The organism is Kitasatospora sp. NPDC030952, from assembly GCF_055571335.1.
The window spans coordinates 56,545-79,367 of sequence record NZ_JBVIFM010000021.1; the positions used below are offsets into that span (position 1 = coordinate 56,545).

The 22,823-nt window shown below is 72.6% G+C and carries 26 protein-coding genes and 1 pseudogene; 14 read left to right on the plus strand and 13 right to left on the minus strand.

Annotated features, from left to right (window positions below):
* Positions 1 to 18 precede the first annotated feature (18 nt).
* Positions 19 to 516, plus strand: a complete 498-nt coding sequence (locus ACZ47G_RS29925; protein WP_465747949.1) for a hypothetical protein — start codon at positions 19 to 21, stop codon at positions 514 to 516.
* Here ACZ47G_RS29925 and ACZ47G_RS29930 read toward each other — a convergent pair whose 3' ends face one another.
* On the minus strand, positions 517 to 1,866 hold the full coding sequence (locus ACZ47G_RS29930; RefSeq protein WP_465747950.1) for a hypothetical protein: 1,350 nt from the start codon (positions 1,864 to 1,866) through the stop codon (positions 517 to 519).
* 284 nt (positions 1,867 to 2,150) lie between these two features.
* Here ACZ47G_RS29930 and ACZ47G_RS29935 point away from each other — a divergent pair, with 284 nt between their 5' ends.
* Together ACZ47G_RS29935 and ACZ47G_RS29940 are read left to right on the plus strand one after the other, a co-directional pair.
* On the plus strand, positions 2,151 to 2,366 hold the full coding sequence (locus tag ACZ47G_RS29935) for a hypothetical protein (protein WP_465747952.1): 216 nt from the start codon (positions 2,151 to 2,153) through the stop codon (positions 2,364 to 2,366).
* A 59-nt stretch (positions 2,367 to 2,425) separates the two neighbouring features.
* Entirely contained in the window at positions 2,426 to 2,920 is a 495-nt protein-coding gene (locus ACZ47G_RS29940; RefSeq protein ID WP_465747954.1) for a DUF5709 domain-containing protein, read from the plus strand.
* 651 nt (positions 2,921 to 3,571) lie between these two features.
* Here the strand turns inward: ACZ47G_RS29940 and ACZ47G_RS29945 are convergent.
* Positions 3,572 to 3,814, minus strand: a complete 243-nt coding sequence (locus ACZ47G_RS29945) for a hypothetical protein (RefSeq protein ID WP_465748146.1) — start codon at positions 3,812 to 3,814, stop codon at positions 3,572 to 3,574.
* A gap of 64 nt (positions 3,815 to 3,878) precedes the next feature.
* A pseudogene (locus tag ACZ47G_RS29950) lies at positions 3,879 to 4,082 on the minus strand (phage holin family protein); the annotation flags it as partial.
* Positions 4,083 to 4,254: 172 nt separating this feature from the next.
* On the opposite strand from ACZ47G_RS29950, the gene ACZ47G_RS29955 reads away from it, so the two are divergent.
* Positions 4,255 to 5,742: an MFS transporter gene (locus tag ACZ47G_RS29955; RefSeq protein ID WP_465747956.1), complete on the plus strand. Its 1,488-nt coding sequence runs from the start codon at positions 4,255 to 4,257 to the stop codon at positions 5,740 to 5,742.
* Between the two features lie 487 nt (positions 5,743 to 6,229).
* Here ACZ47G_RS29955 and ACZ47G_RS29960 read toward each other — a convergent pair whose 3' ends face one another.
* Complete coding sequence (locus ACZ47G_RS29960; RefSeq protein WP_465747958.1) at positions 6,230 to 6,706, minus strand: Dps family protein; 477 nt, start codon at positions 6,704 to 6,706, stop codon at positions 6,230 to 6,232.
* A 354-nt stretch (positions 6,707 to 7,060) separates the two neighbouring features.
* On the opposite strand from ACZ47G_RS29960, the gene ACZ47G_RS29965 reads away from it, so the two are divergent.
* The 4 genes from ACZ47G_RS29965 to ACZ47G_RS29980 all read left to right on the plus strand — a co-directional run bounded on the left by ACZ47G_RS29965 (position 7,061) and on the right by ACZ47G_RS29980 (position 9,687).
* A complete protein-coding gene (locus ACZ47G_RS29965; protein WP_465747960.1) occupies positions 7,061 to 7,321 on the plus strand; it encodes a hypothetical protein in 261 nt (86 codons plus the stop codon).
* Positions 7,322 to 7,433: 112 nt separating this feature from the next.
* Positions 7,434 to 8,402: an LLM class F420-dependent oxidoreductase gene (locus ACZ47G_RS29970; protein ID WP_465747962.1), complete on the plus strand. Its 969-nt coding sequence runs from the start codon at positions 7,434 to 7,436 to the stop codon at positions 8,400 to 8,402.
* A gap of 249 nt (positions 8,403 to 8,651) precedes the next feature.
* Positions 8,652 to 8,822, plus strand: coding sequence for a hydrophobic protein (locus ACZ47G_RS29975; RefSeq protein ID WP_465747964.1), 171 nt, complete (start codon positions 8,652 to 8,654; stop codon positions 8,820 to 8,822).
* Between the two features lie 316 nt (positions 8,823 to 9,138).
* On the plus strand, positions 9,139 to 9,687 hold the full coding sequence (locus tag ACZ47G_RS29980; RefSeq protein ID WP_465747966.1) for a hemerythrin domain-containing protein: 549 nt from the start codon (positions 9,139 to 9,141) through the stop codon (positions 9,685 to 9,687).
* A 93-nt stretch (positions 9,688 to 9,780) separates the two neighbouring features.
* Here the strand turns inward: ACZ47G_RS29980 and ACZ47G_RS29985 are convergent, their stop codons facing one another.
* Positions 9,781 to 10,110 carry a WhiB family transcriptional regulator gene (locus tag ACZ47G_RS29985; protein ID WP_465747968.1) on the minus strand — a complete coding sequence of 110 codons (330 nt, stop codon included), beginning with the start codon at positions 10,108 to 10,110 and terminating at the stop codon, positions 9,781 to 9,783.
* Between the two features lie 145 nt (positions 10,111 to 10,255).
* Here ACZ47G_RS29985 and ACZ47G_RS29990 point away from each other — a divergent pair, with 145 nt between their 5' ends.
* Entirely contained in the window at positions 10,256 to 10,675 is a 420-nt protein-coding gene (locus ACZ47G_RS29990) for a hypothetical protein (RefSeq protein ID WP_465747970.1), read from the plus strand.
* A gap of 126 nt (positions 10,676 to 10,801) precedes the next feature.
* On the opposite strand, the gene ACZ47G_RS29995 is transcribed toward ACZ47G_RS29990, so the two are convergent.
* The gene (locus ACZ47G_RS29995) at positions 10,802 to 11,164 is read right to left on the minus strand and encodes a PRC-barrel domain containing protein (protein WP_465747972.1); all 363 of its coding nucleotides are present in this window, start codon (positions 11,162 to 11,164) and stop codon (positions 10,802 to 10,804) included.
* A 258-nt stretch (positions 11,165 to 11,422) separates the two neighbouring features.
* On the opposite strand from ACZ47G_RS29995, the gene ACZ47G_RS30000 reads away from it, so the two are divergent.
* Positions 11,423 to 11,845 (plus strand): ATP-binding protein, encoded by a 423-nt coding sequence (locus ACZ47G_RS30000; protein WP_465747973.1) that lies wholly within the window; start codon positions 11,423 to 11,425, stop codon positions 11,843 to 11,845.
* Positions 11,846 to 12,144: 299 nt separating this feature from the next.
* On the opposite strand, the gene ACZ47G_RS30005 is transcribed toward ACZ47G_RS30000, so the two are convergent.
* On the minus strand, positions 12,145 to 12,738 hold the full coding sequence (locus tag ACZ47G_RS30005; RefSeq protein ID WP_465747975.1) for a helix-turn-helix domain-containing protein: 594 nt from the start codon (positions 12,736 to 12,738) through the stop codon (positions 12,145 to 12,147).
* A 142-nt stretch (positions 12,739 to 12,880) separates the two neighbouring features.
* Between ACZ47G_RS30005 and ACZ47G_RS30010 the strand changes: the two genes are divergently transcribed.
* Together ACZ47G_RS30010 and ACZ47G_RS30015 are read left to right on the plus strand one after the other, a co-directional pair.
* Entirely contained in the window at positions 12,881 to 13,876 is a 996-nt protein-coding gene (locus ACZ47G_RS30010) for an alpha/beta fold hydrolase (protein WP_465747977.1), read from the plus strand.
* 260 nt (positions 13,877 to 14,136) lie between these two features.
* Entirely contained in the window at positions 14,137 to 14,463 is a 327-nt protein-coding gene (locus tag ACZ47G_RS30015; RefSeq protein WP_465747979.1) for a hypothetical protein, read from the plus strand.
* Positions 14,464 to 14,670: 207 nt separating this feature from the next.
* Here ACZ47G_RS30015 and ACZ47G_RS30020 read toward each other — a convergent pair whose 3' ends face one another.
* Positions 14,671 to 15,900, minus strand: a complete 1,230-nt coding sequence (locus ACZ47G_RS30020) for an amidohydrolase family protein (RefSeq protein WP_465747981.1) — start codon at positions 15,898 to 15,900, stop codon at positions 14,671 to 14,673.
* Positions 15,901 to 16,001: 101 nt separating this feature from the next.
* On the opposite strand from ACZ47G_RS30020, the gene ACZ47G_RS30025 reads away from it, so the two are divergent.
* Entirely contained in the window at positions 16,002 to 16,469 is a 468-nt protein-coding gene (locus ACZ47G_RS30025) for a MarR family winged helix-turn-helix transcriptional regulator (RefSeq protein ID WP_465747983.1), read from the plus strand.
* Between the two features lie 65 nt (positions 16,470 to 16,534).
* On the opposite strand, the gene ACZ47G_RS30030 is transcribed toward ACZ47G_RS30025, so the two are convergent.
* Together ACZ47G_RS30030 and ACZ47G_RS30035 are read right to left on the minus strand one after the other, a co-directional pair.
* The gene (locus ACZ47G_RS30030; RefSeq protein ID WP_465747985.1) at positions 16,535 to 17,524 is read right to left on the minus strand and encodes an aldo/keto reductase; all 990 of its coding nucleotides are present in this window, start codon (positions 17,522 to 17,524) and stop codon (positions 16,535 to 16,537) included.
* 119 nt (positions 17,525 to 17,643) lie between these two features.
* Positions 17,644 to 18,231, minus strand: coding sequence for a flavodoxin family protein (locus ACZ47G_RS30035; protein WP_465747987.1), 588 nt, complete (start codon positions 18,229 to 18,231; stop codon positions 17,644 to 17,646).
* Between the two features lie 163 nt (positions 18,232 to 18,394).
* Between ACZ47G_RS30035 and ACZ47G_RS30040 the strand changes: the two genes are divergently transcribed.
* The gene (locus ACZ47G_RS30040; RefSeq protein ID WP_465747989.1) at positions 18,395 to 19,132 is read left to right on the plus strand and encodes a TetR/AcrR family transcriptional regulator; all 738 of its coding nucleotides are present in this window, start codon (positions 18,395 to 18,397) and stop codon (positions 19,130 to 19,132) included.
* Positions 19,133 to 19,579: 447 nt separating this feature from the next.
* Here ACZ47G_RS30040 and ACZ47G_RS30045 read toward each other — a convergent pair whose 3' ends face one another.
* The 3 genes from ACZ47G_RS30045 to ACZ47G_RS30055 form a co-directional block, all read right to left on the minus strand.
* Positions 19,580 to 20,203, minus strand: a complete 624-nt coding sequence (locus tag ACZ47G_RS30045; RefSeq protein WP_465747991.1) for a helicase associated domain-containing protein — start codon at positions 20,201 to 20,203, stop codon at positions 19,580 to 19,582.
* Between the two features lie 365 nt (positions 20,204 to 20,568).
* Positions 20,569 to 21,030: a nucleotidyltransferase domain-containing protein gene (locus tag ACZ47G_RS30050; RefSeq protein WP_465747993.1), complete on the minus strand. Its 462-nt coding sequence runs from the start codon at positions 21,028 to 21,030 to the stop codon at positions 20,569 to 20,571.
* Between the two features lie 105 nt (positions 21,031 to 21,135).
* The gene (locus tag ACZ47G_RS30055) at positions 21,136 to 22,548 is read right to left on the minus strand and encodes an SMI1/KNR4 family protein (RefSeq protein ID WP_465747995.1); all 1,413 of its coding nucleotides are present in this window, start codon (positions 22,546 to 22,548) and stop codon (positions 21,136 to 21,138) included.
* Positions 22,549 to 22,823 lie beyond the last annotated feature (275 nt).

Consider the following 22,823-nt stretch of genomic DNA (forward strand, 5'->3'; position numbering starts at 1 on the left):
CGAAAGGACGGCGCCCCCGTGGACGTCGCACTCACCGGCCGGCTCCTGGCCACCCTCGGAGTTCTCGCCGTCGCGTGCGGCGCGGCCGCCGCCCAGCCCGAAGGTCCCCGCGGACAGGAACTGGCCGACCTCCAACAGGCCATCTACCAAGCCGGCGTCGGCCCTGCCACCTGGCACGCGGACACCGTCGGGTCAAGCCCCGGCGACCGGGTGCAGACCGTCGAGGTGATCGGCAGCCTGGACGACGCCCGCCGCGCCCTCGACCAGCGCTTCCCCGGCCAGACCCACGTCGTGCGCGGCCACATCACCTCCGACCTCGTCTACCGGCGCGACCACGACTACCAGCTCGAAGGCGAGCTCCAAGACCTCCAGCGGCCGGACTTCCAGGTCTTCAACACCGACCTCGCGCCCGACGGCCGTACCACCGTCGGCGTGGTCGGCGACCTCCAGGCCGCCCGCGCCTACATCGACGCCCACTACCCCGGCCGCGTCATCGTCCACGGCAACACCCCCTGATCACCCTGGCACCGGAAGCGGGCGGCCCAGTCGGCCGGACAGGCGCTGGTAGAGCGTAGGAGAGCCGCTGGCGGCTGCCGCGAGCAGCGAGGACAACAGCGGTTCGTCGCCCGGCCTGCTCGCCTCCACCCGCAACAGCACTTCGACCTGGTCGTCCGGGTGCAGGTCGGGCAGTGCGCTGCCCAGCTGGTTACGCAGCCGCGCCCACGACGTGGTCGAACGCTCACGGGCCGCCTTCTTCAGGGCCCCGCGCACCGCGGCGGCCACCTGCACCAGCGAACCGTCCGGCAGCCGGGGCGGTTCCGCTGACGCCGGCTTTGCCCGCGTCCTCGGCCCGGCGGAGGCGGTGCGGTGCGCCGCAGACGACGTCTTCTCCTTACCGTGGCCTGATGTGGCCTGAGCGGCGTGGCGCTCGCCCGGCCGAGCCTCCTCCGGACCGCGCCGCGTGGCCGGAACGGCCGTGCCAGCCGCGTTCTGCGGCGCGCTCTCAGCCACGATCGCGCCGCGCAGCCTCCTCCCGCGGGCAAGCCACCAGTTGGCCTCCTCGCGTTGCTCCGGTGTCACCCGGGGTCCTGCTGCCTTCACCGTCGCGGCCGGCGAGTCCAGCAGGCGCACGACGTCGCGGGTCGGCAGCCGGCTTCCCAGCCGGCGCAGGTCGCCGAGGATGTCGCACATCCGGCGGTGTGCGGCGTCGGTCGGGTCGGCGGCCTTCGGCGGGCGGGTTGTGATGTTGCGGACGGCCTTTTTCGGGTTGGCTCCGTGGGAGCGCTCGGCGTCGCGGGCCCAGACGGCCTGGAGCTGCTGGTGCTTGAGGAATTCCACCGCGCGAGTGGTGACAGCGTGTTCAGCCCGGTCGCGTTCCCCGGCGGTGTGCGTGTCCGCGCGCGCCAGCAGGGTACGCAGCGCGACCGTGTCGCGGTCACGGAGGGCCTGCCGCAGTTGCCCGAACAGTTCCTCCCGCTCCTGGGCCTGCTGCACCAGCCGGTCCCGGGCCTTCTTCAGCGCGGCGGCCACCTCGGCGCCGTCGATGCCTTCCGGCGAGCCTGCGGCCTCGAGGTCGCGGCACGCCGACTCCACGGCGATCCTCGAACCGGACGCCATGGCCGCCTCCAGACGCCACGCGGGATTCGCACGCGGCGGCTGCGCCTGCTTCGGCTCAGGACGGGGCGGCCTCCACGTACCTTGCGGGGCACGGGTGCGGCGGGCCTGGACCATCCGCTCGACCGCTGGTGTGCGGAAGCCCTCCGCCGTCATGGCGCACTCGTCGAGGCCGAACCACTCGGTCTCCCGGGCGAAGGCCTGGGTACCGATCCGGACCCGCCGCGCGGTGCCGACGCTGTCGAACCGCACTCGATGCACGTACCGGCGGCGCACCAGATGGAATCGGGCTGCCGCCCGCCGCCGGCGGTCCCCAAGGGCAGCGAGGCCCGGCGAGTCCGGCAGCCGGGGGGAGTGCACCCCGCCCCGGGCGGCGTCAGCGAGGAGGCCACGGCGGGGGATGCCCCGGCGCCCGCGGGGCGACGACGGGCCCTGCGGCAAGCCGCAGCCGGTCCCGGGGTTTCGCCGGGTGCGGGCGGGTACGCGCTGGGACGCGGTCCGGGGCCGCTCGGGCCCCCGAAGGACGAGGAGGAGCCGTGGAGGACGTCCCGCAGGGCGGAGCCGGTGGTGTTCCGCTCGACGACACCGACCAGAAGCACCCGATCCACCCGCCCGGTGGCGACGGGGAACCGGACACCGGCGAGGAGGGCAACGCCACCACTGCCGAGCCGGGCCGGAGCCGGCGCCTCGACCCGCGGGAGACCGCCGAGGAGAGCCCCGAGGAGGAGGACGAACGGCCGACCGAAAGCTGAGGACGCCCAACGCGCGCGAAGCGGCAGGGGATGGCGAAGAACCGGAGAGGCGTGGGGACATGAGCGAAGAAACCGCGGGCGGCGAAGGCATGGGTGACGACGTCTACCAGCCGACCGGGGACATGGAGGAGCAGGCGGACGCGGCACCCCTGGACCTGGACGACGCGGTCGACGAGCGCGACTACGACGACCTGCTGGACGAGGGCTACTCTCCGCCGGAGAGGCCGCTGGGCGTCGGCAAGGCCGGGGTGACGGCCGCCGAGCAGCGGGACGGCGAGACGCTGGACCAGCGCCTCGCCCAGGAGGAGCCCGACGTCCTGCCTACCGAGGGCGACGGGATCGGCGACCTGCCCGGCGGAGAGGGCGAGCCCCTCGACCCGTCGGCCGCGGGCACCCGCCGCGCCGGACGGCTGGTGGCCCCCGACGAGGGCGCCCGGCCCGACACGGAGAAGGACCTCGTCGCCTCCGACGCCGGCATCGACGGCGGCGCCGCGGGAGCCGAAGAGGCCGCGGTGCACGTCATCCCGGACGAGGAGGGCGACACCAGCCGGTAGCGCCGGTGCGGCGGCCACGATCGGGTCCGCCCGGGCAGCGCAGGCGTCCGGGAACCAGGCCTGAGACCGAGCCGTACGTGACCAATGCCGCGATGAAGTCGAACGGATGACAGGTCCGTAGCAGTTGTGCACCGTCCTCCTGAACGACCTCTACTGCGCGGTGAGAACACCGGGTCACCGCGCAGTACGGGTGAACGTGGTGCTTGCGGGCGCTTCGGCGGGCCTTGATCTTCACGCCGGGCCCATCACCGTGCACGGTGTCCCCGGATACCTCGTGCTCCTCCTACCTGACACCGCTGACGCCGACACGGTCTGGAAGCGGCAGTCGCCGCTCCCAGGGCCCGGTGCGGGGTCGAGGTCGAGTGGGAACGGGTCGGTGAGCTGGGTCGTCTCGCCGGCCTGGACGAGCCGGTCGAGGCGCAGCGGTCGCGCTCGCCCTCGGGATGGGTGCAGCAGGCGCCGGCCCCACAAAGGGCGCAGCGGGTGCAGGCCTGCCGTCGCCGGTCTTGGCGGAAGCTGTGCGGTGTTACGGTGCGGCGCGCGCGTGTGTCGTGGACGAAGAGGTCGCCGAGTGGACGCTGTTCCATCTGGCGCGGCACCTGGGCTCGGGTCGCCCGTTTTGGGCCTGGTCTGACCTGCGGAACGGGGCCGTCAGCCACCCTGCTCGTCGGCGGACGGCCCAGGACCGTCCAGCGGTGCGGTGGACGGCGGTGCGGCGGGCGGCTGCGGTGCGGCCGGTTGCGCGGCGGGCCCGGCAGCCGGCCGGTCCGCCGCCACGGCCTCGTCGAGGTCGGCATGCGCCTGGTCGAGGGCTCCCGCCCCCTGGTGCCGTGCCCGTTCGAGCCGTTCGCGCGCGGCGGGCAGCAGGGCTGCGGCACCGGCGAGGTAGAGCACGGTGAGCGCAAAGGCCGCCCCCCCGGTACGGGAGCCGACGTTCGAACGTCCTCAGCAGCACGGTGTGCGCCGACGCCAGTCCCAGGACGCCGCACACCCCGGCGCCGGCGAGCAGCCCCGCTCCGAGGCCGGCCTGCCGTACGGTCGCGGTCAGTTCGTCGCGGACACGGTCGACCTCCTGGCGGACCAGGTTCGCGGTGGACTCGGTGAGGCGGCGTGCCGCGTCACTCACACCCTGCTCGGCGTCACCGTGCGTCGTCGCGTCCATTCTCGTCCTCCTTTACCGGTTCGGGCGCCCCGCAGCGGGCGGCACCGACGTCTCGACGCCGCGCCTACCTTCCCCCGGCCCGCCGTAACGGCGCACCGCGCCAACGGGCTTGGGCCGCGCAGAACCGGGCAGACGCGGAACGATCACCGACCCGAGGACGAGGAGGTCCCCTATGGCCGACCCGGTGAAGCCGTCCGCACGCACCCGGGAAGCGGAACCCGGCGAGATCACCACCGACGTCCCCGCCCGGCTCGACCGACTGCCCTGGTCACGCTGGCACTGGCGGATCGTGATCGGTCTGGGCACCGTCTGGATCCTCGACGGCCTGGAGGTGACGATCGTCGGCAACATGGCCGGACGCCTGGCCCAGCACGGCAGCGGCATCGCCATCAGCACCGCCCAGGTGACCACGGTCGCCGCCGCCGTCTACGTGGCGGGCGCCTGCAGCGGTGCGCTGTTCTTCGGCTGGCTGACCGACCGGCTCGGCCGCAAGAAGCTGTTCATGCTCACCCTCGCCGTCTACCTCGCCGCGACCGCCGTCACCGCCTTCTCCTGGACGGCCTGGTTCTTCTTCCTCTGCCGCTTCTTCACCGGTTTCGGCATCGGCGGCGAGTACGCGGCGATCAACTCCGCCATCGACGAGCTGATCCCCGCCCGGGTGCGCGGGCGGATCGACCTGGTCATCAACGGCAGCTTCTGGGCCGGAGCCGCCTTCGGCGCCTTCGCGTCGATCGCCCTGCTCGACACCTCGCTCTTCGCCACCGGCACCGGCTGGCGGCTCGCCTTCGGCATCGGCGTGGTGCTGGGCCTGGTCATCCTGCTGGTCCGGCGGCACGTCCCGGAGAGCCCGCGCTGGCTGTTCACCCACGGACGGGCTGGGGAGGCCGAGCAGATCGTGGCCGAGGCCGAGCGGACGGTGGAGCGGCAGACCGGCGCCTGCCTGCCGCCCGTCGAGGAAGCGCCCATCAGGATCCGCCGACGCGGAGCGCTGGGCTTCGTCACCATCGCCCGCACCGTGGTCTCACGCTATCCGCGCCGCACCGCGCTGGGCTTCGCGCTGTTCGTCGGACAGGCGTTCCTCTACAACGCGGTGACCTTCGGCTACGCGACCATCCTGACCACCTACTTCGCCGTTCCCGAGGGAGACACCGGCTACTACTTCGCGGTGATCGCGGTCGGCAACTTCCTCGGCCCGCTGCTGCTGGGCCACCTCTTCGACTCGATCGGCCGCAAGCCGATGATCGCCGGCACCTACATCGGCTCCGGCGTCCTGCTCTTCGCCGCGGCCGTCCTGTTCCAGCACGGCTCGCTCTCCGCGACCACCCTGACCGGCTGTTGGACGGCCGTCCTGTTCCTCGCCTCGGCGGGCGCGAGTGCCGCGTACCTGACGGTCAGCGAGATCTTCCCGCTGGAGACCAGGGCGCTGTGCATCGCCTTCTTCTACGCCGTCGGCACGGCGGTCGGCGGCATCAGCGGCCCGCTGCTCTTCAACGGCCTCGTCAGCAGCGGCGAGGTCTCCGACACCACCCTGGCCTTCTGCATCGGCGCCGGCCTCATGACCGCCGCCGGCCTGGTCGAGGCCGCGATCGGCGTGAAGGCGGAGCGGCGCAGCCTGGAGTCGGTGGCCGCACCGCTGAGCGCCGTCCGGACGGAGGGATGAGGGATGACCGGTTTCGACGCGTTCGCCGGGCTGCTGGACTGTCCGATGTAGGTCGTGCCGGTGGCCGGGCCGGATCCGGCCGGGCGCCTGGCGAGACGGCCTGGCACCGCGAGCCGGAGGGCGTCCCGGTCCTGGACCGGGCGCCGGCCTGGTTCGTCGGCGCGGTGCTGGACCGGTCGACTGGGCGATCACACCGGCGTCCTCCTGGAGCCGCGCCACGTCCACGCGCCGGGACCGGCGTCGCCCGTGCTCTCGTTCCGCGAGGTACGGGCATCGAGGCCGGGCACCCGGCATGCCCCGATTGCCACGAGCCGCGGCGAGCGCCGGCCGACGCCCCGGCACCCGGCGCCACGCGCCGACGCCCGCCCGGCGGCAGGACCGGGCGGGCGTCAGGGATTCGGGCGTCAGGGGTCCGGCAGTCAGCGGTTGCGCCGGGAAGCAGTCGCAGTCCTCGGCCCGTCGCTCAGCCGCGCAGGGCCCGCACGCGTCAACCCCGGCTCTCCGCCTGGAACATCCAACTGTGCTTCTCCAGCGCAGCCGTGAGTCCGATCAGCAGGTCCTGGGTGACGGGGTCCGCCTTCTCCGTCTCGTCGATCCGCGTCCGCATCCGCTCGATGACGGCCCCGAACGCCTTCACCAGGTGCTCGATCACCGCCTCGTCGGCGATCCAGCCCTCGGGGAACCCGGGCAGGCCGCTGGAGGCGGCGATCGTCGCGGCCCGCCCGTCGGGGCTGACCCCGATCGCCGCGGCGCGCTCGGCCACCTCGTCGGCGAAGTCGCGTGCGGTGGTGACCACTTCGTCCAGTTGCAGGTGGACGGAGCGGAACCGGGGCCCGTAGAGGTTCCAGTGCGCCTGCTTGGCCACCAGGGAGAGGTCCAGCAGGTCGACGAGGGCGCCCTGCAGCGCTTCCCCGGTCGTCTTGCGTTCGTTGTCCGGCAGGGGGCTGCTGATGACCATGCCCATCGCTGTGTTCCTTCCGAGGTCGGGGAGCCGTCGTCCGGCCTCCGTACGGTGACGGCGTTCGCCGCCCGGTGCTCCGGTCTCGGTGGAGCCACCGTGCCCGCACGCGAAGGGAAAGCCCTCAAGGCGTCCGGGCCGGGCACCGACGACCGGCCGGCCAGCGGCTTCCCCCGCTGGGGGCACGGAAACCACCCGGCCCGTCGGTGCCGGCTGCGGCCCGGCCTGTGCATGCGCCCGGGCGGGCGGGGTAGACGGGCGCGAGCGGCGGTCCCGCCCGGATTGCCCCTCCTCCCCCGGGGCCGCCGCGCCGCGCTGCGCAACGGCAGCCGGACGAAGCCCGGGAAAGGACGTCGGAACGTGATCACGCATTCGCTCACCGCCACGGAAGCCGCCGGCCCCTCGGTCGCGGGCGTCGTGGTGCCCGCACTGGTCATCGCCGTGGTGCTCATCGGCGCGTTCGCCTGGGGCAGCCACCGCCTCCTCCGCCGTCGGCCGCCGCGCCCCGCCGAGGGCGCCGCCGCCGAGCGCGCCGATTCATGGCGCACCCCCGACGGCGAGCGCCCCCACCTGGACGAGGAGCCGCCCGCCGGCCCCGGCCCCGGCCGTCCCGGCCGCTGAGGTCCGCTGCGGCGAGGCCCTCTCCGGCGAGGCCCGGCGCCGGGCGTTGGTGCGATCGAACGAAGACCGGATCCGGGGGTGGACGTCGCCGTCCGCGGGGCAGACGCGGGTCATGGTGCAGATCGGATACACGATGATGACCGAGCAGCGGGCCCCCCGGGGCCTGGTCTGCGACGTGGTGCGCGCCGAAGAGGCGGGCTTCGACTTCTCGGTGGTCTCCGACCACTACTTCCCCTGGTTGGACGAGCAGGGCCACGCCCCGTACGCGTGGGCGGTGCTGGGAGCCGCCGCGCAGGCCACCTCCCGGATCCCGCTGATGACGTACGTGACCTGCCCGACCTTCCGCTACCACCCCGCGGTCGTGGCGCAGAAGGCGGCCACGCTCCAGCTCCTGTCCGAGGGCCGTTTCCGGCTGGGTCTCGGCAGCGGGGAGAACCTCAACGAGCACGTGGTGGGCCGGGGCTGGCCGGCGGCGTCGGTGCGGCTGGAGATGTTCGCCGAGGCGGTGGAGATCATCCGCGCGCTGTTCGAGGGCGGGTACGTGACGCGGCACGGGAAGCACTTCGACGTGATCGGCGCCCGGCTGTGGGACCTCCCGGACCCGCCGCCGCCGATCGGAATGGCGGTGTCGGGCCCGGCCTCGTGCGCCCTGGCCGGGCGGCTCGCCGACCTCGCGATCGCCGTCGAGCCCGACGCCGGACTGGTCTCGGGCTTCGCGGAGCACGGCGGCGCCGGAAAGCCCGCGGTGGGCCAGGTGCCGGTGTGCTGGGACCGCGACCGGGACGAGGCCGTGCGCCGCGCCCACGAGCAGTTCCGCTGGTTCGGCGGCGGCTGGAAGGTCAACGCCGAACTGCCGGGCACCGCCGGGTTCGCGGCGGCCGGCCAGTACGTCCGGCCCGAGGACGTCGCCAAGGCGATCCCCTGCGGTGACCGGGTCGAGGACTTCGTCGAGGCCGTCCGGCCCTTCGTCGACGCCGGGTTCGGTGAGGTCGCCCTCGTTCAGGTGGGCGGGGACAGCCAGCCCGGCTTCCTGGACTGGGCCGAGGAGGCCCTGCTGCCGGCGCTGCGCGAGGCGTTCTGACGACAGGGCGTCAGAACGACAGGGCGTCAGAACGACAGGGCGTCAGAACGACAGGGGGTCAGAACGACAGGGCGTCAGAACGACAGGGGGTCAGAACAGCAGGGCCTCACGTGGGCAGGAAGGTTCGTCGGCGGGGCCTCACTCCGGCGGGCCGTACCGCCGAGCGGACACACACCCCCAAACCGGTACATGCCTTCGCGATCCCGGGGCAGAAGGACGGGCACACCACCAACTCGAGGAGGTCGGCCCATGGTCCCGCTTCTGCTGGTCCTTCTGCTCGCCCTGATCCTGTTCGGCGCCGGGTTCGCGCTGAAGGTGCTCTGGTGGGCAGCCGTCATCGTGTTCGTCGTGTGGCTGCTCGGCTTCATCGCACGCGGCACGACGGCGGCAGGCGGGCGGAGCCGTTGGTACCGCTGGTAACCGCTCGGGACCGCGCCGGCTCTGCCGGCGAACGACAAGCGGCGGGGCCGCCCTGATCGGGCGGCCCCGCCGCTTGTCGTTCGCCGTCGGCTCGCAGAGCCGTCCCGTCGGTGATTCACTGCGCGAGCCCGCTACCTGCCCTCCGGCTGCCTGCCCTCCTGCTGCCGGGGAAGGCCGTCCGCCCGGCAACGCATCGAAGTGGCGCGCCGACGACCCGCATACAGTCCGAAATGCGGGATATGAGGGGAATCAACGCCGGCTGCCCGCCTGGGTCGGCAGCGCGGCGAGACCCTTACACGGACAGGAGAAACGGCACATGGGACACGGCGGCAATGTGATCGACGAACTGATGACGGACCACCGGGAGGTGGAGGAACTGTTCGCCCGGGTACAGGCGCTGCCCGCGGGCGACGAGCGGCGCCGCGAGGTCGCGGACCAGTTCACCATCGAGCTGGTGCGCCACTCGGTGGCGGAGGAGCAGTACCTGTACCCCGCGGTGCGGGAACACGTGCCCGGCGGCGGGGGACTCGCGGACAAGGAGATCGCGGACCACGAGACCGTCGAGAAGCTCCTCAAGGAACTCGAAGGCGTGGACTGCGGTGACGCCCGCTTCGGCGTGCTGGTCGACCGGATCGTCTCGGAGGTTTCGGCGCACGTCCGTGACGAGGAACAGAACCTCTTCCCGGCCCTGGCCAAGACCTGCTCGGCCGAGCGGCTGAACGAGCTGGGCGACCAGGTCCGGCGGGCGAAGAAGCTCGCGCCCACCCGCCCCCACCCGAACGCGCCTGACAACAAGCTGCTCGCCGCCGGTACGGGCCTGGTCGACCGCGCCCGCGACCTCGTGACCGGCCGGGGCAAGTCCTGACCTCGGGCCCTGTCGCGGGCCGACGCCGGTCGGGCTCGTCCCGGCATCCGCGGCGAGCCGCGGCCGGCGCCCGGGGGTCGACCCGGGCGCCCATCAGGGCTGCGGTCCGCCGGCCCGCGGTGCCCCGGACCGGGACGCCGTAGACCTCGTGCAGCTTGGTCCTCCCCGTTCAGCCCGCCCCGCACCCCGTAGGGCGCCCCGGGGTTCGAGCGCATGGCGTCGGCGCTCCCTGCGGACCGGACACCTGGCGCAGCCCGCCTTCGCCGCGTCCTCGCGGGCCTTGTGCGCGGCGCGGCGTCCCCTCGCGGAATGGAAGAGAGGCAGTTCTCGACCGGCGACAGGCAGCGCCCGACTGCCGGTCCCAGTAGTGGTGGTAGGGCCCTGGCAAACGTGAGGTGTCCGCCCTCTGAGGTCGCCTTCCATCGGTCGGACGGGAGCGTGTCGCTGTCCGTGTAGCCGGGACCCGGAATCCCAATCACACCGTCGGCGCCCGTTGCTAGCAACCGGCCGATTCGGGGCAGGCGGGCTGAGGCGTCAACGAGACGGGCGAGAGCGGAGGAGGCGATCGGTGGTGCCGTGGCTGTTCCTCGTCACGTTCACAGCGTACGCAGTCGTCGCGGGGCTGACGGCTCGAACGGTCTTCGGCCGATTACGTGCGGGGTTCGTCACCGGCCGAGGAGGAGCGCGCACCGAGTGGCTCGAGGAGCGGTTCGAGGAGCAGGAACGGGCTCAGGCCGAAGCGATGGCGCTGGTGTCGGGACTGTGTTGGGTCGTCGCCGTCCCGGCCCTGCTGCTCCGGCGGGTGGTGACCGGGCTGGTGCTCGACCGGCCCGCTCGGCGGAGCACGGCAGCGCCGTCGCACGCGGTGGCCGCCCGGATCGAGGAGCTCGAGCGAGAGCTGGGCCTTGGCCCCTGCACGCCGGCTGCCCGGCCCGGCGGTCCGCCGGAGCCGCACGGAACGAAGGCGGAAGGCACGCATGCCGATTGAGCGACAGCGGAAGCCCGGACAGCGCCGACGCCGGACGGCCCCCGGAGGAACCGCCCGGCGAAGGACGACGGCGCCCGGCGCGTGCCCGTCGGTCCGCGGTCCCCGCGCGGCGCACCGGCGGGCCGGTCAGAGGAAGGGACCGATGTAGAAGGGGCCGTAGTAGGCGTTGTAGCCCGCCTGGTAGTCGGCGCCGGTGCCGTGGGTGGGGTCGAACGCGGGGCCGTTCTTGATCTCGTCCCTGGTGCGGTCGACGTACACCTTCTTCTCGTGCTGGTCGACCCTGGCCACGGTACCGGCCGGCAGCAGGACCCGGGTGCCGAAGATCCAGGGGCCGGTGTCGACCACGAGGTGGGAGTCGCCGACCTCCTCGGAGTGCTTGTCGACCTTGCCGATGGGGCCGTCGGTGGCTTCGACGTGGTAGCCGACCAGGTCGGTGCCCGAGACGTGGCCGGATTCGGAACGGAACTCCCAGATCCTGCTGGTGCTCATGTCTCTCCTCGCGTCACGGCGCCGCCCGTGCGGCGCGCTCCGTGGCGACCGCCTGCCCGCGTTCTCCGCTTCCATGCCCGCGGCGCGCTCCCGGGAGCGGGCCCGACGGCGCCGGGACGAACGCGCGGCCGGCCCATTCGGCGAGCGGACGCGACAGACCTGACCGGACGGCAGAGCGCGCAACGTCGTGCCCCCGCTCGCATGTCGTCGCCGGATGCGGGCACATGAGGGCTGCACTCCATTCGAAGGGAGGCCCGTATGTCCAGGATCGGCGGAGTGGGATGGGCCCGGCGGCTTCCGCTCGGCGCCGGAGTACGGGCCGGCCGGGCGTGGGCGAGGAGACATCTGGAGACCCTCGGCTGGGACCGGAACGCGCCGGCCGTCGCGGACGCGGTCGTGCTGGCCGTGTCCGAACTGACCACCAACGCCCACGTCCATGCCGGCAGCGACGCGGAGCTGGTGCTGACCTGGGACGGACGCTGCCTGCACCTGAGTGTCCACGACCACAGCAGCCGGCTCCCCCAGCCCCGGGCGGCGGGCCCGGAAGCCACCGGAGGGCGCGGCCTGGCGCTGGTCGACGCGCTCGCCGACCACTGGCGCACCCGTCTGCAGAAGGACGGAAAGACCGTCACCGCGCACTTCCACCCGCCGGGCTCGAAGCCCTGCCCGCCACCGCGGTGAGCGGGGGCACGGTGAGCCGGCAGTGGAAGCCGGCGCCCAGGTCCTGGGACATGGTCACGACGCATCTCCCCCGGCAGGGCCGTACGGGGCGCGCCGCTGACCGGGGCTACCCACGAACCCCGGGTCGAGTCGTGAGAGCACTGGGTGCTTGCTTCGGGCCGTGGTCGTGCTCGGCACGACGAGGGGCCCGAGTGCTGCCGAAGTCCAAGGTCGACCCGGAGCAGATCGAGCGACACCGGGAGGGCGTGCTGCGGATCACCGCCATATCCACACCGGTGCGGCCCGGGTCCATGACGTGATCAGGATGCTCGGGTGCGCGGTCGCAGGCGCTCTCCCTGCGGCCCGAACATGATCAGGTATTCGACCGGTCCGCCGGGTCCGGCGTTCGCGACTCCATGAGCGGTACGGGTGTCGAACTCGGCCACCTCCCCGGCGCTCAGGACGAGGTCCTGCTCGCCGAGCGCCAGCCACAGCCGCCCGTACAGGACGCAGAGCCATTCGTACCCGTCGTGGGAGACCTGCCGCGGCCGCGCCGGCGGCGCATCGACGGCGGGCAGGACGTGCTTGTGGGCGTGCAGGCCCCCCACGTACCGGGTCAAGGGCAGCACCACCTTGTCGCCGCCGGGACGCACCGGCATCCGGGTGCGCGGACCAGTCGCGGCGACCGGTACGGTGCCGGTCAGCTCGTCCAAGGAGATGCCGTACGCCTTCGCGAGCCGCAGCAGCACCTCCAGCGTCGGCTTGCGCCGGCCCGTCTCGATCCGCGACAGCGTGCTCAGCGAGATGCCGGTCGTACGACTGACGTCAGTGAGCGTGGCGCCGCGCTGCTCGCGTGCGGTCCGCAGCCGAGGGCCCACGGCCGCCAGCGTGTCGGCTGTGCCGTCGTCCGTCACCGTCGCCCCGTCTCTCCGGCCCTGCCGTCCCCACCATCCTGTCCCGGCAGTTTGCCAGAACGGCAAGGGTGCTCGCGTCGGGCGGCTGCCCCGCAGCAAGATCAGTGGGCAACCGCGGCCGCCCGCGAACCGAGGAGAAGCCATGCACCAGCCCGCGCCGTCCGCCGACCTGCGCCACCGCACCGTTGAGGCACCCGCCGGGCGCCTGCACCTGGTCGAGCAGGGCACCGGACCGCTGGTCCTGCTCGTCCACGGCTTCCCCGAGTCCTGGTACTCCTGGCGCCGCCAGCTCCCGGCTCTCGCGACGGCGGGGTACCGGGCCGTGGCGCTCGACGTGCGCGGCTACGGCCGCTCCTCCAAGCCGACCGCGACGGACGCCTACCGGCTGCTCGACCTGGTGGCGGACAACGTCGCCGTGGTGCGCGCCCTGGGCGAGGAGAGGGCGGTGATCGTCGGACACGACTGGGGCTCCAACATCGCCGCGGCCTCCGCCCTGCTTCACCCCGAGGTCTTCCGCGCTGTCGGACTGCTGAGCGTCCCCTACGCGCCGCCCGGCGGCCCCCGCCCCACCGACGTCTTCGCGCAGATGGGCGGCGACGAGGAGTTCTACGTCTCGTACTTCCAGGAGCCCGGCCGGGCCGAAGCGGAGATGGAGTCCGACCTGCGGGGCTGGCTCGCGGGCTTCTACGCGGCCATGTCCGCCGACACCATGCCCACCCGGGGCGAGCCCGACCCGCACTTCGTGGCCCGCGCCGGCGGCCGGCTGCGCGACCGCTTCCCCGGTGGCGAGCTGCCCGCCTGGCTGACCGAGGACGACCTCGACGTGTACGCCGGCGAGTTCGAGCGCACCGGCATGACCGGGGCCCTCAACCGCTACCGCAACATGGACCGCGACTGGGAGGACCTCGCCCAGTACGGCGGAGCCCCGATCAAGCAGCCGTCCCTGTTCATCGGCGGCGCCTTGGACGCCTCCACGACCTGGATGGCCGACGCGATCGACGCCTACCCGGCCACTCTCCCCGGCCTGGCCGCCACCCACATCCTGGACGGCTGCGGACACTGGATCCAGCAGGAGCGCCCCGAGGAGGTGAACCGCCTCCTGACCTCCTGGCTCGCCTCCCTCCAGGGGGCAAGTTGACCGGTCCTGAAGGACCGGGCTTGTGGGTAGGGCGCGACTGGCTGTCGCGTGGTCTCCCACGCCTGAGAGGACGTTAAGTCCGTTTCTGGTAGCGGCCTTCGCGCAGAGGCGGCCTTTTCGTCATTCCTCCGTCCGTGGGAGTCGGTGTGGCGGCGGGCGGCGGGCGGCGGGCGGCGGGCGGCGGGCGGCGGGCGGGTGAGGCTGCGGACATACTCGGGCTAATCGCCCCCCCCCCCCCCGCACTCAAGGAGTTACCTCCCATGCGCCTTCACCAGACCCTCGGCGCGGCCGCCGGCGCCCTCCTGATGGTCCTAGCCGTGCCTACCACCGCCCAGGCGGCACACGGCGAACTCCTCTACCGGACCTCAATGAACAAGGAGGCGGGCATCCACGACCCGGAGAGCGGACACTGCCTCAACCTGCCCCGCACCGGTGACAACACCCCCGGAAACTCGCCCAAGAACCACACCAACGCCACCGCGACGCTCTTCCTCGAGGCCGACTGCAACGGCGACACCTACGTCGTCCTGGAGCCCGGCCACAGCCTCGGCAAGACCACCCAGATCCGCTCCGTCGTCTTCTCCTGACGCAACGACTGCGCCCCGGGCGTCGGTGAGCGCCCGGGGCCCTGCCCGATGGTCTCGGTGAGGGATGGGCAAGCCCTGGGACGGGTCAGCCGGCCGGGTATCCATGCCAGCCGACCCGAAGGGGGGCGGTGCCCGGGACCGGAAGGGCCGAGGCAGCCGACGGCGTTCCACCGCCCTTCGCGAGGCCGGCCCCCGCGATCTGCGTGTTCAGGACGGAAAGTGCTCATCAGCCAGGCGGGCGCCGCGGCGCCAGACCGCGCGGGTGTTGAGGGTGTCGCTGATGTCGGCGGTCGGGTCGCCGTCGACCAGCAGCAGGTCTGCGCGCAGGCCCTCGGCGATGCGGCCGCGGTCGCTGAGGCGGAAGCGGCGGGCCGTGGTCGCCGTGGCCGCTCGCAGGGCGCGGGCGGGGGTGAGGCCGGCGGCTACGAGGTACTGCAGTTCGTGGTGGAGGCTCGCTCCGTGCGCCAGGCCCCCGAAGAACGTCTCGGGCATGGAGACGTCGGTACCGGCCAGGATGTCGACGCCGGCGGCGTCGAGGGCGCGCACGGTGTCGTACACGTCCTTGAGTTCGCCTTGCGGGTAGCGGTTGTAGCTGGACCGCAGGGTCCGGTCCCACTGGCTGTCGAGACGGGCTGCGACCCGGGGGTCGTCCGCGAGTTCACTGCCGGTGATGCCCGTCATCGAGGCGTTGAGGCTGATGCAGGGGACGACGAACATGCCCGCGTCCTTGATGAGGTCGATGATCTCGGGTGTGTGCGGCTGGTCCATGAACACGTGGACGACGCCGTCGATGCCGGCTTCGGCCGCCATCCTGGTCGCCTCCAGGGTCAGGGCGTGGGCCACGGTGAGGGCACCGTACTTCTTGGCTTCCGCCACGCCGGCGTTCACGGTGGCCTGGTCCAGGACGGGCAGCCCCGGGTGCCCTTCCACGCTGCCGTCGTCGATCATGAACTTGATGAAGTCGGATCCCCGGGCGAGGAGTTGGGGGACGAAGGCGGCCGCCTCCTCGGGAGTCGTGGAGAAGGGCATCAGCGGCATCACCGGCGGCAGGTCCCACTTCGGCCGGAACCCCTCGGGCATCAGCTCGCTGGGGTGGCCTCCGGGAGGCGTGATGGCGAAGCCCGCTGAGCGCACGTCGGCCACGGTGTCGTCGTCGGTGATGGAACCCCGGTTCTCCCGGGTGTTCATCCCCTGCATCTCCAGTTCGGTCGTCACTCCGAACCGCAGGGCGAGGGCCAGGGAGCCCGGGGCGGAGTGGACGTGGGCGTCGACGAGTCCCGGCAGCAGGGTGGCGCCGTGGCCGTCGACGATCTCACTGTCGCGGGGTGCGTCGCCCCCGACCCGGACGATCCGTCCGCCGTCGATGACCACGGTCTGCACGCCGAGGGTCTTCTCCCCGTCGAAGACCCGGGCGTTGGTGATCGCGGTGAGTGCCATGGCAGTTCGCCTCATTTCCTTGCTCGTCGCATTTACATACCTGATGCTATGGACTTGCGCCCAGGTATGCAAACATGCGGTGCGGGCCTAGACTCAGGCACATGAGCAGCGAGCCCACCTCCGACCGGTCCCCCGACGACCTGGCGTTGGACCAGATCGGCCCGGCGCTGTCCCGGCTGCGACGGCGCGCACCGGCCTCGGGCAAGGACCTCTCCCGCAACCTCGTGCTCAACGTGATCGCCGACGCTCCGGGCGAGACGACCGTCGGCGGACTCGCTGCCGAGATGGGCGTCGCCCAGCCGGTGGCCAGCCGGACCGTCGCCGCCTGCATAGCGGAGGGGCTGTTGCGCCGGGCGGCGTCCCAGTCCGACGGGCGGCGCACCGTGCTCGAACTCACCGAGCACGGCGAGGCCGAGCGCAACCGCTTCGCCGCCGAGCAGCGCACGGCGTTCCAGGAGATCACCGCCGCCTGGTCACCGGAGGAGCGGGTCCAGTTCGCCCGCCTCCTGGCCCGGTACGGCGTCGACGCTGCCGCGTGGTCCAGGAGGCGGGCCGCACGGACCGGCTGAGCGGCCGGGCCGCGCGGCGGCCGCGGCCGGGGCTCTGCCGCGCTCGGGCCGCTGCCGGCACGGACTCAGATCCAGATCGGCATGTGCCCTTCGGTGTAGCGGGTGCCGAAGCCGCCCCCGGGCAGGATCTCGTCGATGGACTGAAGGTCGGCGTCGGTGAGGGTGAGGTCGGCGCCGCCGATGTTCTCCTCGATGCGTCGCGGGTGGCGGGTACCGGGGATCGGCACGATGTGGCCGCCCCGGGTCAGGAGCCAGGCCAGGGCCAGTTGGGAGACGGTGGCACCTTTGGCCGCCGCGAGTTCGGCGAGCCGGTCGACGGCTTCGACGTTCTTCTCGAAGTTGCCGGGCTGCCAGCGCGGGTCGGTGTTGCGCACGTCGGTGGCGTCGTACTGGCCGGCGGGCTTGGCGGTGCCGGTGATGAACCCGCGGCCGAGCGGGGAGTAGGCGACGAAGCCGATGCCCAGTTTCTCCACGACGGGGAGGATCTGCTCGACGTCCCGTTCGAACAGGGAGTACTCGGTCTGCAGGACGGAGACCGGCTGCACGGCGTGTGCCCTGCGGATCGTCTCCGGTCCGGCCTCGCTGAGGCCGAAGTACTTCACCTTGCCCGCGTCGATCAGCTCCTTGACGGTGCCCGCGACCTCCTCGATGGGCACCGCAGGATCGACGCGGTGCTGGTAGAGGACATCGATGTGGTCCACGCCGAGGTGGCGCAGGCTGCTGTCGGCGGCCTTGCGGATGCTGTCGGGCCGGCTGTTGAGGGCGCTGCCGATCCGTTCCGGGGACACCGACAGGTCGACGCCGAACTTGGTCGCCAGGACCACGTCGTCGCGGAAGCCCCTGAGGGCCTTGCCGACCAGGGCCTCGTTGGTTCCCGCGCCCCAGCCGTACATCTCGGCCGTGTCGAAGAAGGTGACACCCAGGTCGTGGGCGCGACGCAGGGCAGCGATGCCGACCTGCTCGTCGGTGGGCCCGTAAGCCATCGTCAGGCCCATCGCGCCGTAGCCGATCGCCGAGACTTCCAGGCCCTGGCTTCCCAGTGTCCGGTGCTGCATGAAGTGCTCCTCGAGGAGGGGGTGGCGCCGTCCCCGCCGGCGCCCGCCCGTCGGGGGGGCGGCGTCGGCGGGGTGGCACCGGAAGGGTGACGGAAGGCGGTTGCCGGCGGGCCGCGGTGTCAGTGCGCCGCGGCGGCCAGACCGAGGCGATGGATACGGGTGTGCTCGGCCACGCGACGGCCGAGGTGACGGGCGGTGCTCAGGTCCGCCTCGTGGACGGCGGGTGTGTCGTTGAAGCTCTGCGCACCGGCACCGAGGTAGAAGCCGAGGCGGTTGTCGTCCTGGGGGCCGGAGGTGGTGGTGTTCCAGCCCGGCAGGAGGTTCAGGCTCACCCAGAGCATTCCGTGCTGGGCGGCCAGGAGCGCGAGGTACTGCAGGGTGTGCAGCTTGTCACCGCTCATGGAGCCGGAGTTGGTGAACCCCGCCGCGAGCTTGTCGCTCCAGGCACGGGTGCTCCAGCGCTTGCTGGTGGCCTCGGCGAAGGCGTGGAACGCTCCCGACGCGGTGCCCATGTAGGTGGGGGTGCCGAAGATGATGGCGTCCGCGGCGTCCATCAGCTCCCAGTCGGCGTCGCCGAGGGAGGCGACGTCCACCCGGTGGACCTGCGTCCCGGCGAGGGAGCGTGCGCCGTCGGCCACGGCCGTGGCGAGTTGCGCGGTATGGCCGTAGCCGGAATGCGACGCGATGACGATCGTGATGTCGGACATGGGGGTGCCTCTCCTGCCGCGACGGCGGCCTGTTCGGTGGAAGTACCGACGGGCGACGCGCTGCCCGCTGTGGGGCGGTCCGACCGTCGGCGGGAATCGATGTTCCGGCTGAAACAGTAGCACCGTTAATCCACTGATACGCCAGATGCGATATCGTTGTTCCATGAGCGAGGAACGACGCGCCGCGCGGCGCCAGGTACTGCAGGTGGCCGCCGAGCTTCTGGAGGAGGGCGGCAGCGAGGCGGTCTCCACCCGCGCCGTCGCCGCGGCCGCGGGCATCACGGCCCCGGCGCTGTACCGGATGTTCGACGACAAGGACGGACTTCTGGCCGAGCTGGCCGCTTACGGGTTCGAGATGTATCTGGCCGAGAAGCGGGAGGCGCTGGCGCTGACCCCCGACGACCCGGTGGCCGACCTCTACCGCGGCTGGGACCTGCACGTCGACTTCGGGCTGCGGCACCCCGCGTTCTACGTGCTCATGTACGGCACCGTACGGCCCGGACGGCGGCCCCCGGCCGCGGACGAGGCGCACGCTCTGCTGGTGGCCGTGCTCGACCGGGCGGCCGACGCCGGACGTTTGCGGATCCCGGTGGCCCAGGCGACCCGCGTCATCCACGCGGCGACAACCGGGGCCGCGCTGGCGCTGATCGGCGAAGAGCCCTCGCGGCGGGACCTGACCACCTCGACACGGCTGCGCGACACCGTTATCTCCTCGGTCACCACGAGCTCCGCCGACTCCACCGCGCCGTCCGGTGCGGACCTGGCCACGCGCGCGCTCGCCCTCGACGCCGCGCTCCGAAGCGCCCTCGCCACCGAACCGCCGGCGGCGGGCGCCGGAGTACCCCTGCGAGACACCGAGACGGCCCTGCTGCGCGATTGGTTGCAGCGACTGGCCGGCTGACACGGTCATCCCCCCACCCCGTGGGCGCGGACGACGGATGCGCAGGCAGGCGCGGGGTGCTGTTCGGCTGGAGAGCGCGTGCCGCGTGGCTGTGGCCGCCCGGCACGCGGGCCGCCCCGATGGCGGTGGTGCTACCGGTCGGTGTGGCAGTCGTGGTCGGCCTCGACGTAGTCGCCGTCGGCGAGTCGGTCTCCAGGGACCAGCCGCAGCTGCCGCACTCGGCGCGGCCCTCCCACTCGATCTCTACTTCGCCGTGGTCGCAGTCGTGGTCGGCGTCCACGATGGTGCCGTCGTCGAACAGCGCGTCGCCGCCGTCGCGGCAGGTGTGGCAGACGTACTGCGCGTACCAGGACACCTTCGGCTGCTGGGTGGTGGTCACTCGTCTCCTTCCGGGCAGCGAGCCGTCCCGGCCTTCGCGGGCCGGGACGGCGGGCGTTCGTCGGTGGGTCAGCCGGTGACGGTCTCGGCGTGCCGGGTGAGCGCGTCCAGGAGCGCGGCCTGGTGGTCGGTCAGCTTCCCCTCGGTGCGGGCCTTGTCCTGCTTGCGCAGCCAGGTGCCGGGCCGGAACGCCGGGTCCGCGTCGCCGCCGGTGCGGTTGGCGGGGCCGTCCAGGGTGCCGCCGGCGGCGAGGTAGGCGAGCAGGCGTCGGTACGACCTGTTCCAGTCCGGCTCCAGCCGCCACAGCTCGTCCATCGCGTCCAGCTTGGCCACCTGGTCGGGGGTGAGGTTGTCGGCCTTGCGCTGGCGGCGCATCCACGCGCCCACCGCGTAGCCGTCCAGCTTCGCCGTGGCGGGGATCGCCAGGTGGCCGTGCTGGCGGTGGAACGCGGCGGCGTACGCGGCCCCGCGTTCCCAGGCGTTGGCGTTCTTCGACCAGATCATGCCGAGCGCGTCCAACTCCGAGACGCGGGCCGGGTCGAGCAGGTGATGGCCGTTGAGGTGGCGCTGGCGAGTGAGCCAGGAGATCAGCTCCGCGTGGCGGGTCTTGTCGGTGCGGTCGAGGTGACCGTGCTCGATGTGGAACCCGGCGGCGACGGCGTGCATCCGCTGCCACTCGACCGGGCGCAGCACCCTCCTCCTCCACGCCCCACCCCCCGGCGACAACGACACCTGGTAGCACCCCCAGCCGCCCCGCACAGGCCCGGCCGCCGGGCCCCGGAACCAGGACCCGCGATGCGGCCCAGGCGCAGCCAGACGGAGCCAGGCGACCCGAACGGAACCGTCGACCAGGACGTCGACCCCGCCCCGGGAACCACGAGCAACACCGGGCCCGCGCGGGCCACCACCGGGCCGGAGCCACCACTGGCCGCAAAATCTTCCGCCCACCCGGCGGAGCTCACGCCCTCCCACCGCAAAACCTCCCGCCAACCACCCACCCCGGGCCCCGACCGGCGCCAGCCCACAGACACCCCCGCCCCGGCCCCACCCCCGACCAGCTAGCAGGCAGCGAGCAGGCCGGCCAAAATGCCTGCCGGGTCGTGCAGCACGAGGGCGCCGTCAGTCACCACGCGGCGCGTCCCCGGATCGACGGGATCCACCTTCGCCCAGGCCGGAGAGCCGATGCCGACCTCGACCTCCAGACCGGAGGCCGTGCAGTAGCGTCGTTCGGTGATCGGCCCCCACGCCTGGGTGCGGATCAGCTCGCCCAGGCCGACTTCCCCAGCCCAGGCAGCGTCGTCAAGATACCGGGGCTCGTCTGTGGTGAGCAGGACGATGTCGATGTCGGAGTCGGGTCGTGCGGCGTTACGGGCACATGATCCGACGAGGAGCAGGCCGACGAGGTCCTCACGGTCCCTCGCCCACCGCGTGATGCGCCCGACGACCTCGTCGATCTCGGCGATCCGCTCACGCGACAGCCCCATCGAACTGCTTGATGACTGATCGTCACGATCCACCATCGTCCCCTGGCAAGTAGCTGACGCCGGCTTGAGACAAGCTTCTCAGGCCGGTGCCGCAGGCACGCAACTCCAAGCCCGCTGGGCACCATCGCCGCCGGACAGTGGCTACAGCAGAGAGCCGAGGTCGCCTTCGATGACGGTCTCGGCGATCAGTGGGCGGTCCCACAGGGCCAGGATCTCGTTCGTCAGCATGATGAGCCGGCACGGCTCCGGGTCGCCGTACGGCACCGTGATGGCGGCGGCCGACAGGCCGCGCGGGACAGCGCCGGCGTCAAGCAGGACGCGCCAGTCCTCCGGAGCCAGCTCCAGGAACTCCAGCCCGGTCAGCCGGGCTATCTCGCGGGGGTCGGCGAGCGCCCCGGGGCCGGCGCGCAGGGTGCGCAGGCGGGGCAGTCCGGCCACGGGGATCAGGCTGGCCGGTGCGCCCCTCCACCCGCCGAGGGTGAGCACCTCCAGGTCGGGGTGGGCCGCCGCCTCGACGTCCCCAGGGTCTTCACCGTGGAGCCTCGCCACCACCGACATCCGGTCCGAACTCCGGCCGGTATACCAGCTCCGGTTCGGATCTGGGTCCAGCACCAGGTCGGTGAGGGACTCGGCGAACAAATGGGCTCCGACGCTCTTCTCGTGGTCGAGCACGATGATCTGTCCGAGGTGGCCGCGCGGGCCGGGCGTCAGGTCAACGACGACGCGGTCCCCGCCGCCGGTGTCGCCAATGACGATCCAGCCTGGCGAGCCGACCAGGTCCTGCACGGGGTCGTCGGGTCCGGTGACACACGCCTCCGTCGCCGCGTGCGTCCAGTAGAACGGCGAGCACGAGCTGTCGGCGATGTGAAGGCCGTCCAGCGAGCTCAGATCAAAGCCGAGCACGTCGCCCACGCGCTCCGACGCCTGGTAGCGCTTCTCGAAGTCCTCCCGGTCTTCCTCGTCCTCCCACCACCGCGCAGACGTCACGCGGTAGAGCACCCTGATCTCCTCGGGCAGCGCCACACCCAGGCGCGCCTCTGTGGCGGCGATCTCCTCCTCGGTGGCACCGGTCTCGTCAGGCATCCGCTCGCGCAGCGTCCGCTCCAGCAGCGCCAGGTCCACCGAGGGGGCCGGCCGCGCCCCGGGCACCGGCTCAGGCAAGCGGCGCCACGGCTCGGGCAACGCATTCTCGACCAGGGTCAGCGGCCCCGGGTGGGCGTTGCCGATGCCGGAATCAACGGCGGCGCCGTAGTCGAAAAGACGCAGCACCGCCTTCCCGCTCGGCGGTATCTCCGCGCTGAACGCGACGTCGACGATCCCAGCCTCGGCGAGCGTGGCCCGCACGCGTTCGATCGCGTCGTGCTCCGCCTGGTTGTCGGATACCAGCATGGCCCGCCCGGGCTGCGGGAACCGCAGGTGCACGGGAACGCTCCACCCGTGCTGGCCGATCCGCCCCGACACCTGGCCGCCCGGTTCGGCCAGGCGCTCGACGTGGGCAGTACGCAGCAGGCGCAGCAGGGGCTCCCAGGTAACGAAGTCGTTCAGCGCGAGCAACAGGGGCCTCCAGCGGATCTGGTGATCATGACACCCGCGATTATGACCACCACCGCCGACAGACCCATCGGCCGTCCGGTGCTGCCCGCCCGGCACCATCGTTCTCATCGTCCGACCAGGGACGGAGCCGCCGCAGTGGGGCACCCTGCCACCAGCGCCGACTGCCTTCCCCGACCGCTTCGCCACCCCGACGACGAATCCGAGGCGCAGCCCGCGGCGAGAGGCGTCACCTCACCGCCCTGCCCGGCACCCTCCTGACCACCTGAAGCCGGCAT